This window comes from Terrabacter sp. NPDC080008, from assembly GCF_040702505.1.
In the GTDB taxonomy this organism is placed as follows: domain Bacteria; phylum Actinomycetota; class Actinomycetes; order Actinomycetales; family Dermatophilaceae; genus Terrabacter.
The window spans coordinates 669,899-683,542 of sequence record NZ_JBFBLC010000002.1 but is presented as its reverse complement, the minus strand read 5'-3'; the positions used below and the strand labels follow the sequence as shown (position 1 = coordinate 683,542).

Here is a 13,644-nt window from a genome sequence, read left to right as displayed (position 1 = left end):
GGGGTTCGTGACGACGGCACCTCGGGTCCGTGACGACGGCCTCACGCCGCATCGATGCGCTGGGCCAGCCGGTTGATGCCGCCACGGATCATGGCTCCGTAGCCCGTCGTCCAGCAGGTTCTCGCCCTCACGGGCCGGCTCCAGGTGCGGCCTCGGGGCTTCGACGTCGTCGAGGCGCAGGCGCCCATGGCCGAAGTCCAGGTGGAGGCGACCGAGAAGGCGACCGTGGAGGCGATGCCAGGCGGAGCCAACTCGGCGTCCAGGACGTGCTCGTTTGCCGCGAGGGCGCGCTCGTCCGATGCCGCCTCCTCGGTGAAGCTGTCCTGCTGGTAGGCGAGGAAGTGCGTGAGGATGCAGCGCTGGGCGTCGCCACCCTCGCCCGTGGCGGCCCAGCAGACGGTCAGCGCCTCTCACGCTCCGAGGCTGCGGCCCCCCGGCCGCCTGGCCCACGGCGGCGGGGATGTCGTCCCGGGTGCTCATTAGGGTTGACGCTACGCGTCGCGGGCACAGGCGTCTTGTGGGAATCGGAAGCCCGCCACACGGCCGCGCTGTGGCGGGCTTCCGTGTCACGCCGGACGAGGGACGTGAGCGTCCGACTCTGCCGATGTCCGGACGTACTGACGAAGATCGAGCGAAGTGGTCTGTCGACTTGCCGTCTCAGAGGCCACAGCTCACCGGGTGGATGTCTACGCTCCGCACATGACCTACACGCCCGCGGTCTCGGTGAGACAACGCTTTGGCGACGAACTCGCGTTGTATGACATTCGTGCCACGGACGCCAAGTCGGTGGTAGCCGCTGCGACCGAACTAGTCGCTACCGGCCTGGAAGGCGAAGGGCTCGTCGACCTCGCGAGCAAGGTGGTTACACCCCTTACGAGTCCCTTCGAGATGGACGCCCTCGTCGCGGTGGCAAGGGAAGAGCTCGGTATGAAGCAGCTCTCCTTCGAGGAGGCGACCGTTAGGGCGACTCAGGCCCAGATTCGACGCTGGCTACACGGTGACCTGACAGACAGGCAACTGGCCGGGTGGGCACACCGTGCGATCGGTCATGAGGGGCCTGCCGTTCTTCAGGAACTCGTAGTGACTGACGACATGTTCGATGAGATCGAGTTCATCGGCGCTACGCCCGAAAGCATTCACGAGGACCTGAAGCAGATCGGTGTCCAACTACTCGCCATCGTCGACCCCTGGGAACGGTGAGCACACTCGCTCACGTCGCTCCGCGCGCGCCGAGAGCGCGAGCGTCGAAGGGCTACGCCACTCCTGCTGCTTCCACGGGTGGGATGCTCTGAGCCATGTCGGAGATTGAGCACCTTCAGGCGCGAGGCGAAGCCCTCATTCGGGATGCGTCCGCCACTGCCGGCGTGCGCGTAGTCGTCTCTGAATGGGTCGATTCGGAGGTTGGGATCGGGGCCGTCGTGCATGAGATGGGCTTGCGGCCGGTATCGCCGGTGTGGGACGCACACGGACTGCTCGATATCGGTGACTCTCTTGCCATTCACCCAGCTAGCCGCCCGACCAAGTACTTCCCAGAGAAGGGCAGCGACACCGAGCTCACGACTTCCATCGCTGACGCGGTTCAAATGCTCGTGCAGATCCTGCTGTGGGAACGAGGCATAGACCCGACCTGGCCAGCGTGTCCCGAGCACGGCGGTCGCCACCCACTCCTCGCACGGCACGCTTCACCTCATCGGACAACAGAAGATGAGTCCGCGGGACCCTCCGGCGCCTCTGCCCGCTGGGAGTGTCCCGAGGGGGTCACAAGCATCGAGATAGGCGCCCTCGAAACAGCGGCGCCCTGACGCCCATCAACGTCCGGTCATCAGCGTGAGGTGTTTAGCGTCAAGAGTCTGGGCGGGTGCCGTGTCTCGCCGTCGGGCCCTGCATAGCTAATCGAGGTCGTGCTCGGCAGCGTGTGATCGGGTTGTGTCGACGACGGGACGGGGCGGCCTGCGATGACCGACGAGATACCGCGAGGGTTCTCAATGCCGCGGAAGGCTCACCCCGCCCCAGCTCATGAACGCCAGCGCCTCCTGATGGACGGCCCGCGTCAGGGCGGATGTCGTTATGCCGCAGTCACGCCCATGGTCTCTCTCCACGTGTTCGTGCCGTGGGCGGCGATGACCGGGTCCCAGGCCCGCTGCTGGGTCACGACGGCGTACAGCTGGCGCAGGATCGCTGCGGCGACCGCGGTCTGGGCCTGGGTTGGGGTCAGACGGTTGGTCTCGCGGCTGGTGAGGTGGCGGTAGCGGGCGGCGTACACCCGGTTCGTCTGCAGGCACCCCCACACCGCCCGCCACGCGGCGACCCGCAGCTGCGGCCGGCCGGCGCCGGTGACGCGAGCCTTGCCGGTGAACGTGCCGGACTTGCGCTCCCGCGGTGCGAGGCCGGCGTGCTTGACCACCGCCCGGGCGGAGGTGAACCGGGTCAGGTCGCCGGTCTGGGCGAGGATCGCCGCGGCTCCGACCGGGGACAGCCCGTCGATGCTCGCCACCAGCGCGGTCACCTCGAGCTCGTCGAGCACGGACACCATCCGCGCCTCGACATCGGTCAGTTTGGATCGGGCGTCGTCCCAGTCAGCCAGGGTCCACTCGAGCTCCTCGAACACCGCCGGCCGGTGCGCCACCACCCCCGCCGTGTCGGTCAGCGCGGCGAAGAGGCGTCGAACGATCCGCAGGCACGGGCGGGTCTTGCCCCGCCAGGTCACTTCCGCGCGGACGGCCCGCTCGAACCGGGCCAGCCCCAGGCGCCTCGTGCGGTCCAGGTCCCCACCGTCCCGGCGCACCACGACAGTCAGCGCGGCCACCCACGTCGCCGAGCGGAACGGCCACTTGGCGGCCTCGAGCGCCGCCGGCCACACGCACTCGAGCAGGTCCCGGATCCTCTGCACCGCCGCGACATGCTGCCCGAGCAGCTCCTCCCGACGGCCGCCGAGGTGTCAGCCGGGCGATGAGGACGGCGTCCTTGTCGTCGGTCTTGTCCGTGGTCAGGTCCTCGCTCTTCCGCGCCCACGACGAGGCGGCCGGCTGGACACACACGAACGCCATCCCCCGCTGCGCGGCGAGCTGGGCCAGGACCATCCACCGGTGCCCGGTCGGCTCACACGCCACGGTCACCCCGGCGAACCTCGCACGGGTGGCGCGGTCGCCGGCCCAGTCCAGCGCCGCGCCGAGGTCCCACGCCTTGCACCGGAACGTCCGCCGCGCCAGCACCTTCGAGTCGTGGTCGGTGACGACCAGCATCTGCTTGCGGTCGGCCAGGTCGATCCCCACGATCGCGTTCGCGGTCGGGACCGCCGCCCGCAGCCTGGAAAGTCGAGCATTCCGGTTCCGATCACCGCGGGAAACACCACTACCGTGAGACATGAACGTCCTCCTTCGATGCGATGGGACACCAAGCCCGACAAGCGCATCAGGAGGACGTTCGCCACGCCAGACCCTGCCCCACAGAACGCCTTTCTATGCCGCGTTCAGGAACCGATGGCCACGCAGAACCGGGCGGGCGGGGCGTGTGTCTGACTCTGCAATGCGAAGGTATGCGGCCATACTCGCCTGCTGTGACCAGCGTCCAAGAGCCGCAGACCGCTGCCTCGGCGTGGTCGCGGCCTGCGGTTCGCCGCCTGGCGGTTGCCGGGTTCGCGGTGGCGGCCTCGGTGTCCTGCCTGTTGGTGTTGCGCAGCGCTGCTGATGACCAGCTCGCCGACCTTCGGGTCTACTGGGGCGCGGTGCGCTGGGCTGCACATGGTCTGCCGCTGTACGAGTTCCGCGCCGACAACGGCGACCCTTTCACCTACCCGCCGTTCGCGAGCCTGCTCCTTGCCCCGATCGGACGGCTGCCGTTCGTGGCAGCCGGGATCGTCTGGACCGTCATCTCGCTGGCCGCGATCGTGGCCCTGGGTCGGCTCGTCGCCGTCAAGGCCCTGGCCACCCCGGCAGCGACGCGTCCGGCCGTGCCGTGGTTGGTCGCGCTAGGTGTGCTGGTGTCGGCCCCGGGGCAGAGCAACATCCACTTCGGGCAGGTCAGCCTGCTGCTCGTGCTGGCGTGCCTGGCCGACGGCCTGGGCGTGACCGGCCCCCGCTGGCGGGGTCTCCTGATCGGCGTGGCGGCCGCGGTCAAGCTGACCCCGCTGCTGTTCATCGGCTACCTGCTGGTCAGTGGTCAGCGCCGCGCCGCAGCGCGTGCCGGCACGGCGTTCGCGGCCGCGACCGCTCTGGCGTGGCTGCTCGACCCGACCGACAGCCGCCAGTTCTGGACCTCGGCCGTGTTCGCCACGGACCGGATCGGGGACATCACCGCGTTGGGCAACCAGTCCGTCAACGGGATGATGCTGCGGGCCGGCCTACCCACCACGGTGGTCTTCACGACTTGGCTCGCCACCGCCGGGGCCCTCGTCGCTGCTGCGATGTGGCGGGCCCGCCGACTGCACCGGGACGGGCAGGAAGGCCACGCGATCGTCCTGGTCGGATGCGCGACCGTGGCCGCCTCCCCGGTCTCCTGGACCCACCACCAGTTCTGGACCCTGCTCGCCGCCATGCTGCTGCTGGCTTCAACCGGAACCACGCGCCGGGTCGCCGGGGCCGTGCTGCTGGTGCTCATGACACTCAACGTGGGAACTATCATCGCCGCGGTCGGCGCGCCCACCCCCGGCGCCGGCTACCTCGCCGACAACGTGCGCGCCCTGGCCACCTGCCTGGTCTGCACGACGGCACTGCTGGCCGCCACCAGCCGACAAGGGCAGGCACAACCCGACCCGGCCACGGCCCGCCGACGCACCCTGGCCCGACGCGGCCTGGTCTCCGCCGTGGCGGCCACGTTCGCCCTCTTCCTCGTGCTGCCGGTCCCCACCCGCGGCGGCATGACCATCACGCCTGCACCGGCCGGGGCCGCCGCCACGCACGCGCACGACTCCTGGCCCACGTGCGAGCCTGCATGGGCCTGCCGCATCGGCGGGGAGCTCTACCCGATCAACTACGGCGCGAGCTGGAGCGATGACGGCGTGACGGTCCTTGGCCTGGCTGGCGCCGACATCACCCGCATCGACTACGTCCCGGCCCCCGGCCGCAAACCCGTCACCATCCGCCTGGACCAGACCGGCCACGGAGACCAGGCGTTCCAGTTCGCCGCCGGAGACACCACCTACGCCCAGCTGCTCGTCTACGGCGCCGATAACCAGCCCCTCGGCGACTACGGCGGCAAACTCCCGGGCCGGATGACGGCCGAACCCCATCACCGATTCGGGCTCACACGAACGCACTGTCATGCCGCGATCCGAGCGGCCGTGCCGAGTTCAGGATGTCCGTGAGGACTCGAAACCCCCCGGTCTGCGAGTCTGCTCGCCCAGTCAGTCGACTCGAGTCGGTCGACGCCAGTCACGCACCAAGAGGCCGAAATGCAGCGCGGCCAAACCAGCCCACATCCATCTCTGCCACCCTTGTTGGGCTACCGCCATGTACAACGACAACGCTGCAATGAGCAGCTTTAGAACGGTCTGACCACGCTCAATCCACGTTCGGACGGTCTCCAACTCGTCGCGCCGCTCGAAATCGAACTCGTCCACGCCGCGACAGTACCCGCTATTGCGATCTGCGGCCTCACATCCCCTCATGCCGCGATCCGCGGTCCTGCCGATGGGCGGTTCTTGATGTGGTCCACGACTAGCCTGCGCCTGTGGAGGACGATGACCTGCATCTGACCCAGGCCCAGGCGTACGAGGCGGCCTACCGCTTCATTTGGCAGTACACGGAACGAGAACCCGATCCGGACGCCGCCTCACTGCGGGAGATGCTCGTCGCCCTTGAGCCCACGGCGGACCAATATCGGAGTAACGACCCTGCCTCGTGGGAGGACTGGTTGAGGTGTGTTCGCCAGACGCTTGATGGGGCGCCCTTACCGCGCTTTCCCGCCTCTTGAGGAACGCACTCACATGCCGCGGTTGGTGTGCGGCCGAGTGGGACGTCGTTGTGAAAGTGAGACCTGCCGCCTAGGCACCGGCTGCTACTTTCGCTGCAATATCGCGCGTTCCAGGGAGGGAAGCGTGGAAAAGCTCGGCCGAACCTTTCATGGACGCCTCGGCGCCCTCGTCCTTCCCGTGCTGCTCCTGACAGGGTGCACCGCGGCAGGCGGTCCCGAAGCCAGCTGCGCCGCAGCTCCGGTGTCCGCCACCCCGACGCTCGCGCATCCCGGCGAGACAGTCGAGATCACCGTGGACTACGCGGCCAGCGTGGGATGCGTAGACAACTTCATGAACGGCACACCAGTGCCACCTGTATTTGAGGGTGAAGGCGTCTATCGAGACCTCCCGATCTCGTGGACGCAGGGTGACGCCACGAAGGTTCTTGCCACCGTGGATGCAGACGCAAGCAACCAGCTGCATGCGACAGTCACAGTTCCGGCGACAGCACCAGCGGGTGTGGCAACCCTCGGAGTTCGCTCGGCGGACAACGTCATCGTGACGGTTGTGGCGCGGTAGTCGGCGTTCGTCACGCCGACACGAGCCAGCCCCCGTCCGGACATGCCGCTCCTCGGTCGACGTTCCACCCTCCGTCGAACCAAGCGCACAAGGGCGGGGCGATATGCCAGGCCCAGGAAGAGGGCGTCCCACGGTGGGACTGTGGCATGCGTGAACTAGTTTGGGGTGATGACACCCACCTCCCCGGAGATCGACGTCAAGCGCCGCGCCGGCTGGCTGCCTCAGGACCAGGACGCGCTGGAGGCGTGGCTGGCCGGGCACCGCGAGCGGGTCGAGGCTCGCGGCGAATGCGAGCTGCACCCGGTCGTCCAGGAGTTCGCGGAGCTGATCGACGGAGACCCGGTGCTTCGCATGTACGCCGAGCGGATGGTCACCGAGGTTCCGAGCAGCAAGCGCTACAGCAAGCGGCACCTGGAGAGCGTGGAGCAGCTGCTGCGGCTGATCAACGAGGTGCTCACCATGGCGCCCGAGTTCGGCGAGGAGCACGTGACGCTCCCACTGGCCGCGATCCTGGACTGGACCACCGGAACTCGGTCCGGGTTCGCCTTCTACCGGGACTCACGGGTCAACGCGATGCTCAAGAAGCTGCTCACCGTCTGGTGCGATTTCCTGAGCAGCCCGGAGTCGCTGTACGTGCTCAACGACTCCGACACCGGGTGGATGTCGCCGGCGGCCCGGCGCGCGATCGGTATCGAGCAGTACCGGCACGACCCCGTCGACGCGCACTGGGGGTTCACCTCTTGGAATGACTTCTTCACCCGCCGCTTCCACGAGAACGCTAGGCCGGTGGCCGACCCCGACGATGACGCGGTGATCGTCAGCGCCTGCGAATCGACGCCGTACAGCATCAAGACCGGGGTGCAGCGTCGGGACCGCTTCTGGCTGAAGTCCCAGCCGTACTCGCTCGAGGAGATGCTGGCGGGCGACGAGTCGGTCGACCAGTTCGTCGGCGGCACCGTCTACCAGGCCTTTCTCAGCGCAACCAACTACCACCGCTGGCATGCTCCGGTCACGGGCACGATCGTGCGCGCGTTCGTGCAGGACGGCACGTATTACTCCGAGGCCGACTCCGAGGGGCCGGCCTCTGTGGAACCGACCAACTCACAGGGCTACCTTGCGCACGTCGCGACCCGGGCGATCATCCTGATCGAGGCCAACGATCCCGCGATCGGACTGGTGGCTTTCGTGCCCGTGGGCATGGTCGAGGTCTCCTCCTGCGTCATCGACCCGGAGATCACCCCTGGGCACCATGTAGCCAAGGGCGACGAGCTCGGGTACTTCCAGTTCGGCGGCTCCACGCACTGCCTCATCTTCCGGCCGGGCGCCATCGCCGACTTCGCCTTGGGAGTTCTGCCACATCCAGAGAATCCGGACGCGGCACTCGTGCTCGCGCGCTCGAAGATTGCGCCGCCACCTCAACCAGCTGAGCTGGTCGCCCAGCAACATCCGGAAATGCCGCGGAGCGCGCGTCGACCGTGTCTGCAATCAGGTCAGTCGGATGAGCTTGATCCCGGACTCCTGCCCAGGGTTGTGCAGATCCACCAGGTAGTGTGCTGATCGGGCTGTAGCTCGTTCATCAGTTCGTGGACGCTGACACCTGGGAGGAAGTCTTGCTCGGTCACGGCAAACGCTTCGGATTCTCGTGCCACAACGAAGATCGGGCTGAGCTCGATACCAACGACACCCTGTTCTGTGGCCACGATCGGCATGATTGCACGCCCCTTGAAGCCAGCAGGTCCTGTCGCGTGGCAGATCGGGCGGACTCTCCGGCACCACGCCTCACGGACACCGTCCACCACCGTGGACGGAACGTCCGCTCGTGCCGCGACCTGACCGTCGCCGAGCCTGAGGCCCTCACCGCGCCTCTGGCCCATTGACAGGCAGGTGGCCGCAAGCTGCGCCGGGGCCGAGACCGGGGCCGGGACCGGGGCCGTGCCGATACCACGCATCCAACCCGGGTGGCGCGCCACGTCTGCGCGATAGGCCGCGAGTCGCCCAGTCCTCGTCATTGCCTCCTGGAGGGGCTGTCAGCGCAGCCCTGTCAGCCGGGTGCAACAGAACGTTGAGGGCGGGCCGGTGCCGGTTGTGCTGATAGGACTACTGGTGCTGTGATGCCGTCTGCCCGGACGTGAGTCCAAGCTGAGCCATCATTGATCCGGTGTCGAAGTAGGCCTTCTGACTCTGGACCTTGCCATCCTTGAACTCCATGACATGGCACAGTTGCAGGGTCATGGACCGCCCGGTTGCTGGGATCTCGCCCATGCTGGTCGCCAGAGTTCCCGTGTGGGTGCCCCGGCCAGTGAACTCCACGACGACGTAGTTGCCCGACTCGATCAGCCGGTCGATAGTGACCTTGCCGTCTGGGAACCCATCTGCCCACATCGTGTTGTACGCGCGAGAGCCGTCGGGGCCCTTGAAGGTGTCACCGGACCCGACGATCGTGATCGTTCCATCGGGCGCTGTCGCCTCGGCGAGCTCGTCGAAGTTGCGCTCGTTGAATGCCTCGAGAAGCCTGCGCGCGAGGGTTGCGTTGTCTGCCATCTGAGCCTCCGCTCTGGCACCAGCCCACCCCGTCGAAGGTAGTACTGGGCCCGCCGGGCGGCAACGGGCGGAGACTGGTGCAACTCGGCTTGAAGTAGGGGTATGTGCTCATAGAGACGAGGTGGTGTGCGATGTTCGACTCCCGGTTCATGCCCTGTAAGGAGTGCGGCGCTTCCGTGGATCGCACCGGTACTGGTGAGCACGCATGCGCGCCCGAGCGCCGGGCCGACTACCAGATGTTCGGGCTGCGCGAGGAGGTCGCACAGTTGGAGGCCGGGGTTCACCGTTACCTGGCGACAGCAACAGGGCGCTTCGAGTCCTGGCTCGCCGCCAGGGAGGTTCGCGGCCGAACCTGAGCCACCCGCCAACCTCCGGTTCCGACGTCCAACCATCAGCCTGTTGACCGCTCATGCCGCCGGGCGATCGCGCACGATCGGCCTGATCCAGGCTCAGTTCTACTAGGTGCGGACCCGGGCGACCTTCAGAGCGCTCAGGTCGTTGCCTTCCGCCGCGTGCCACCACGCGACGTAGCGGCCCGCCGCGTGAACGACCGCCCGTCCGGGAGCCGTGCCAATACGAGACGGTGCACTGTCCACGGACCTACACAGATACTGCGTCGAGTCACCGCTGCCGCTTCCCCCGCCCCACGCGACGAACCCGTCGCCACAGGCCAGCGACGTGGAGCCGGCTGAGTTGTTCAGCTTCACGGTCTTGGACATCCGCGTTCCCCGTTCAGTCACGGTGAGCACGTCGCGGCCATCACGGCCGGCGCTCGTCCACGCCAGCCGATCAGTCGAGACGCACATCGCACCGATACCGTCCCCGGCCCTCGCGGGCACCTCACCGACCAGTCGGTCCCGTCCGTCCTTCAGGGTCCTGGCCCGCACCTGGGCCGGTCCGGCAAGCTGCGGGTCGACGTCCCGGGAACGGACGTAGAAGAGCTCCCCACCCACCGCGACGGGCAGCTTCGCGTCGTGCACGAGCACGCGCGGGGTCCTGTCCGCACCGGGAGCGGCTGCCATCGCCAGGATGTCGGCCCGCCCGCGACCGCCCTCGACGCGCGGCGACGTCCAGTACACGGTGTCCCCGTCGGTGCTGATGGGGACATACTCGGGCGTCCGCGGCACCTTGCCGCGGGTGACCTGGCCAGAGGCGGCCAGCAGCCGGCCCGGGCCACCGCCCGTCGAGGCGTAGATCTCCCAGTCCGCCTCGTACATGCTGGTGCTCGACGTCTGCATCCAGGCAATCGTCGACCCGCCAGACGCGGCGGCAACGACCTGCCTGTTGTCCATCGGCCCCGCCAAGGGCGTCGTCTTGTCCCCCAAGACAAGCTCGACCGTCAGCGGCGCCAGCCCCGCCCCTGCCGGCGGGGTCCGGGAGGCGATAACCCGACCCTCCCGAGTCACCCCTTGGAAGACACGCACGGTCCCGCCCGGTTCGGCCGGCTGGTAGTCGGCGACCTCGCTGTATTCGGTCCCCGCTCGAGCGGCCACGCTGCCCGCCACCGGGGCGCCATCCTCACCTGATGGCGGAGGGACCTCGTCGGCCGTCGCCTCGGCAGATGCCGCGGAGGTAGAGCCACTCGGCGCTGGCTGCCCGCTCGGGGCCCCGGACGAACGGGACGAGCTTGTCGCTGCGATGGGGCCCGACGGGGATGCTGATCGAGAGGTGCCGGTGGTTGAGCACCCCGACATGACCAGCATCATGCTCAAACACAGGCCCACAGTGGCGCGTGGCATCAGGAGGCGCTTGCATTCGTCCGAGTGAACGCGAAGGACCACGTCGCGTTGCCGAACTGGGACTGCACCGCGGTCCACACGGTCCCGGACGGTGGCAGCCCTCCCTAGACGCATGGCGAGGATCCTCGCATGAGCCGCAGCCCGATGAACGGATCCAAACGTACGCTCTTGCCGCCTTCAGCTGCATCGGCGCGGCCGGCCTAGAGTGACGTCCATTCAGGGAGAGGACGAGACTTGCTGGACTGGCTGGCAGAGCCGTTGGGTGCCCTGCTCTACACGACTGGGCAGCGTTACCGTCGATACACCAAGCGCCGACGCCAGGCCCCTGAACGTCTGCGGGCCAGTGAAGCCGGCCAAGCAGTCGTGATCCCACTGCTCTGGGAGGATGCTGGCGACCGCCACCCAGCGACAATCCCGGACTCGCTCACCGGCCTTCTCACGGTGAGGGTTTCAGCCGCGGCTGCCCTTCCCCCACGGGGCTCGGGCCTTCGTCGTGGTGGCACCTGAGGACTGGCAGATCTTGCTCGCCGCGAAGCCTTGAGCCAGGCCAGACGTTTGGGCGTGCTGCTGAGTGGGGGCAAAGAAATGTCGGCGACGGTGATCCCGAGCGGGTCGGCTGGACCGGATCGCTCACCTGGTTCCGTGACAACGTCCGGGCTTGCGCGGTATCGGCCCGTCGCCCAGGCGGACCGGTTGGGGTGGCTGCCCGGGGACGCGGCGCAGTGTGACCTGTGGTCTCGGCCGCGGACGATCCCGACCTGCTGGCAAGCGGCCATCGCGCCCGCACCGGACAGGATCAGGGGGAACCAGAGACTTCAGAAGACGACGAGATGACGCAGCAAACCTTGGCCGGAGCCGCGGCCGGAGATGGTCCTGCAGAACGTCACGGCGTCGAGCTCAAGTCGTTCTCCGCCGGTACCGCTGACAAAACGGCCGCCGCACGGACCCGTAAGCGTGAGATCCACCGGGTGCCGGTGCAGTAGCGCCCACTCCCGGACCACGTCGGCGACGATCCGGGCGTTCACCGGCGCGGAGAGATCGACCTCCCGACTGGTGGCGCGTGCAACGTCAAGCGTGTGCATCCACACGTCGCGGGTGTAGACAACGTCGACGAGATGCCCGAGCTGCAGCCGGGGTGGCATCCCGGCGGACGAGCCGGACTGGGCGATCGGGATGCTCGCCTGCCGCAGGGGCCGCGGGAACCGCATACGGCCGGCGACCGCCCGCGGTGCAAGCGAAGCGAGCATGGTCACGCGCTCGGCGGGGTCCAGGCTGCGGTGATCGCTCACCTGAAGGGCGTTCGCTGCGTCCATGGCGTTCCCGGAATGATCTTTGCGGTGCCTGGCGCCCCAGGCCTGTTGCCGCATGTTCTCCCGCAGCGAGGCGTTGGCCTTCGCGGAGCCGATCAGGTGTCCCACCATGTCCGCGACCGACCACCCTGGGCAGTCTGTGCTGGCGTGCCATTGGTCGATGTCGAGAGTGTTCAACAGGTCGAGCAGTTGCTCGTAGGCGCTCAGGGCTACCTGTGGTGCATCGGTGGCCCTGGTGATCGGCGAAATCTGCGTGACTGCACTGGCTGCTGCGGTCATGTCCAACCCCCTAACACTGTTAGGTAAGGGTCGCGCGGCGCCGTTATCGTGTCAAGGGTGAAACCCGCGGAGCCCTCCAACCTCACCCGTGATCAGCGCCGAGAGCGAACCCGGCAAGTCATCGTCGACGCCGCCTGGCAGCTGTCCCGTGAACGCGGCCTCACCGGCTGGGGTTTGCGCGACCTCGGGGCGCAGGTGGGGATGCGGGCACCGTCGCTGTACGTGTACTTCGCGAGCAAGAACGCGCTGTACGACGAGATGTACGCCCAGGGCTACCGCGAGCTGCGTGCTGTGTACGAGTCCTTGCGAACCGGAGACCTGGGCGCGGAGGCGCAGGTGCGGACTGGGGCGCGGATGTTCTTCCAGTTCGCGGTTGCAGACTCCGCACGGTTGCAGCTGCTGTTCCTGCGGGTCATTCCGTCATTCGTCCCCTCGGCCACCTCCTACGCACTGGCCAGTGAGGTGCTCGCGGAGCTGTCGCAGTCGCTGCGCGCTGCCGGGGTCATCGACCCGGCGGCCCTCGACATCTGGACGGCAATGCTCACAGGCCTGGCGACGCAACAGGTGAGCAATGACCCAGGAGGCAGCCGCTGGGCTGACGTCGTCGACAGGACCGTCGACATCCTGCTGGCTGGGACCCGGCTCGCGTGACTGGATCGACTTCGGTCCTGCAGTCACTGACCCTCGGCGACCTCGACGCGCTGATGGAGGTGCAGCGTGAGGGCGCCGTCATCGGACTCGGTCACATCTTGCCCCAAGCCGAGCACCCCTTCCCCGTGGCGCGGGTCCGCGCCCGATGGGAGCGCGAGATCGCCGACCCCGACGTCGACTGCTTCACCATCACCCTCGCCGGAGAGGTTGCCGGCTTCGCTGCCACCCGTCGCGGCGAGCTGCTGCACTTCGGGACGGCTGTCTCGACCTGGGGCAGCGGTCTCGCCGATGCGGCGCACACCGAGCTCGTCGACCACCTCCGGGGAATGGGCCATCGGGACCTCTTCCTGCGGGTGTTCGACGAGAACACCCGCGCCGTCCGCTTCTACGTCAGGCGCGGCTGGATCCGGACCGAGCACACGACGCGAACCACCTTCCCGCCGCACCCGACACTCCGACGCTACGAGAAGCGCCTTCGCTGAGTCCTGGGCTGAGATACGGCCGTGTCCAGTGCTGGTCGACACGGACTCGGGTGTCGCACGAGCCGTGGGTGTCGCAGTCCTTCCATCGTTACTGGAGGGCCAGCGCCGTCTCCCGGTCGTCTACGGCCTGGCGATGGGCATGAGCAACTCGCACGAGGTGAGCTACCGCCAGC

The 13,644-nt window shown here is 68.0% G+C and carries 13 protein-coding genes and 1 pseudogene; 8 read left to right on the top strand and 6 right to left on the bottom strand.

All coding sequences use genetic code 11. From position 1 onward, the window contains the following. Nucleotides 1-699 precede the first annotated feature (699 nt). Both AB0316_RS09220 and AB0316_RS09215 read left to right on the top strand, forming a co-directional pair. On the top strand, nt 700-1,200 hold the full coding sequence (locus AB0316_RS09220; protein WP_366272438.1) for a hypothetical protein: 501 nt from the start codon (nt 700-702) through the stop codon (nt 1,198-1,200). Between the two features lie 95 nt (nt 1,201-1,295). Further along, nucleotides 1,296-1,802 (top strand): hypothetical protein, encoded by a 507-nt coding sequence (locus AB0316_RS09215; RefSeq protein ID WP_366272437.1) that lies wholly within the window; start codon nt 1,296-1,298, stop codon nt 1,800-1,802. Nucleotides 1,803-2,065: 263 nt separating this feature from the next. Here AB0316_RS09215 and AB0316_RS09210 read toward each other — a convergent pair whose 3' ends face one another. Both AB0316_RS09210 and AB0316_RS09205 read right to left on the bottom strand, forming a co-directional pair. Beyond that, entirely contained in the window at nt 2,066-2,890 is an 825-nt protein-coding gene (locus AB0316_RS09210; RefSeq protein WP_366272436.1) for an IS110 family transposase, read from the bottom strand. Between the two features lie 58 nt (nt 2,891-2,948). After that, a pseudogene (locus AB0316_RS09205) lies at nt 2,949-3,365 on the bottom strand (transposase); the annotation flags it as partial. A gap of 191 nt (nt 3,366-3,556) precedes the next feature. Here AB0316_RS09205 and AB0316_RS09200 point away from each other — a divergent pair. Continuing rightward, entirely contained in the window at nt 3,557-5,302 is a 1,746-nt protein-coding gene (locus AB0316_RS09200) for a glycosyltransferase 87 family protein (RefSeq protein ID WP_366272434.1), read from the top strand. A 39-nt stretch (nt 5,303-5,341) separates the two neighbouring features. Here AB0316_RS09200 and AB0316_RS09195 read toward each other — a convergent pair whose 3' ends face one another. Further along, complete coding sequence (locus AB0316_RS09195) at nt 5,342-5,557, bottom strand: hypothetical protein (RefSeq protein ID WP_366272433.1); 216 nt, start codon at nt 5,555-5,557, stop codon at nt 5,342-5,344. A gap of 477 nt (nt 5,558-6,034) precedes the next feature. Between AB0316_RS09195 and AB0316_RS09190 the strand changes: the two genes are divergently transcribed. Next, complete coding sequence (locus AB0316_RS09190; RefSeq protein WP_366272431.1) at nt 6,035-6,469, top strand: hypothetical protein; 435 nt, start codon at nt 6,035-6,037, stop codon at nt 6,467-6,469. A 168-nt stretch (nt 6,470-6,637) separates the two neighbouring features. Then, the gene (locus tag AB0316_RS09185) at nt 6,638-8,026 is read left to right on the top strand and encodes a phosphatidylserine decarboxylase family protein (RefSeq protein WP_366272429.1); all 1,389 of its coding nucleotides are present in this window, start codon (nt 6,638-6,640) and stop codon (nt 8,024-8,026) included. A gap of 540 nt (nt 8,027-8,566) precedes the next feature. Here the strand turns inward: AB0316_RS09185 and AB0316_RS09180 are convergent. Then, a complete protein-coding gene (locus tag AB0316_RS09180) occupies nt 8,567-9,010 on the bottom strand; it encodes an ester cyclase (RefSeq protein ID WP_366272427.1) in 444 nt (147 codons plus the stop codon). Nucleotides 9,011-9,186: 176 nt separating this feature from the next. Between AB0316_RS09180 and AB0316_RS09175 the strand changes: the two genes are divergently transcribed. After that, the gene (locus AB0316_RS09175) at nt 9,187-9,366 is read left to right on the top strand and encodes a hypothetical protein (protein WP_366272425.1); all 180 of its coding nucleotides are present in this window, start codon (nt 9,187-9,189) and stop codon (nt 9,364-9,366) included. Nucleotides 9,367-9,468: 102 nt separating this feature from the next. Here the strand turns inward: AB0316_RS09175 and AB0316_RS09170 are convergent, their stop codons facing one another. Together AB0316_RS09170 and AB0316_RS09165 are read right to left on the bottom strand one after the other, a co-directional pair. After that, nucleotides 9,469-10,515: a hypothetical protein gene (locus tag AB0316_RS09170; RefSeq protein WP_366272423.1), complete on the bottom strand. Its 1,047-nt coding sequence runs from the start codon at nt 10,513-10,515 to the stop codon at nt 9,469-9,471. Nucleotides 10,516-11,564: 1,049 nt separating this feature from the next. Further along, nucleotides 11,565-12,338, bottom strand: a complete 774-nt coding sequence (locus tag AB0316_RS09165) for a maleylpyruvate isomerase family mycothiol-dependent enzyme (protein WP_366272422.1) — start codon at nt 12,336-12,338, stop codon at nt 11,565-11,567. Nucleotides 12,339-12,395: 57 nt separating this feature from the next. On the opposite strand from AB0316_RS09165, the gene AB0316_RS09160 reads away from it, so the two are divergent. Together AB0316_RS09160 and AB0316_RS09155 are read left to right on the top strand one after the other, a co-directional pair. Beyond that, nucleotides 12,396-12,989, top strand: coding sequence for a TetR/AcrR family transcriptional regulator (locus tag AB0316_RS09160; RefSeq protein WP_366272420.1), 594 nt, complete (start codon nt 12,396-12,398; stop codon nt 12,987-12,989). Further along, on the top strand, nt 12,986-13,471 hold the full coding sequence (locus tag AB0316_RS09155) for a GNAT family N-acetyltransferase (RefSeq protein WP_366272418.1): 486 nt from the start codon (nt 12,986-12,988) through the stop codon (nt 13,469-13,471). Before AB0316_RS09160 ends, AB0316_RS09155 begins: the two co-directional genes overlap by 4 nt. The last annotated feature ends 173 nt before the right edge of the window (nt 13,472-13,644 follow it).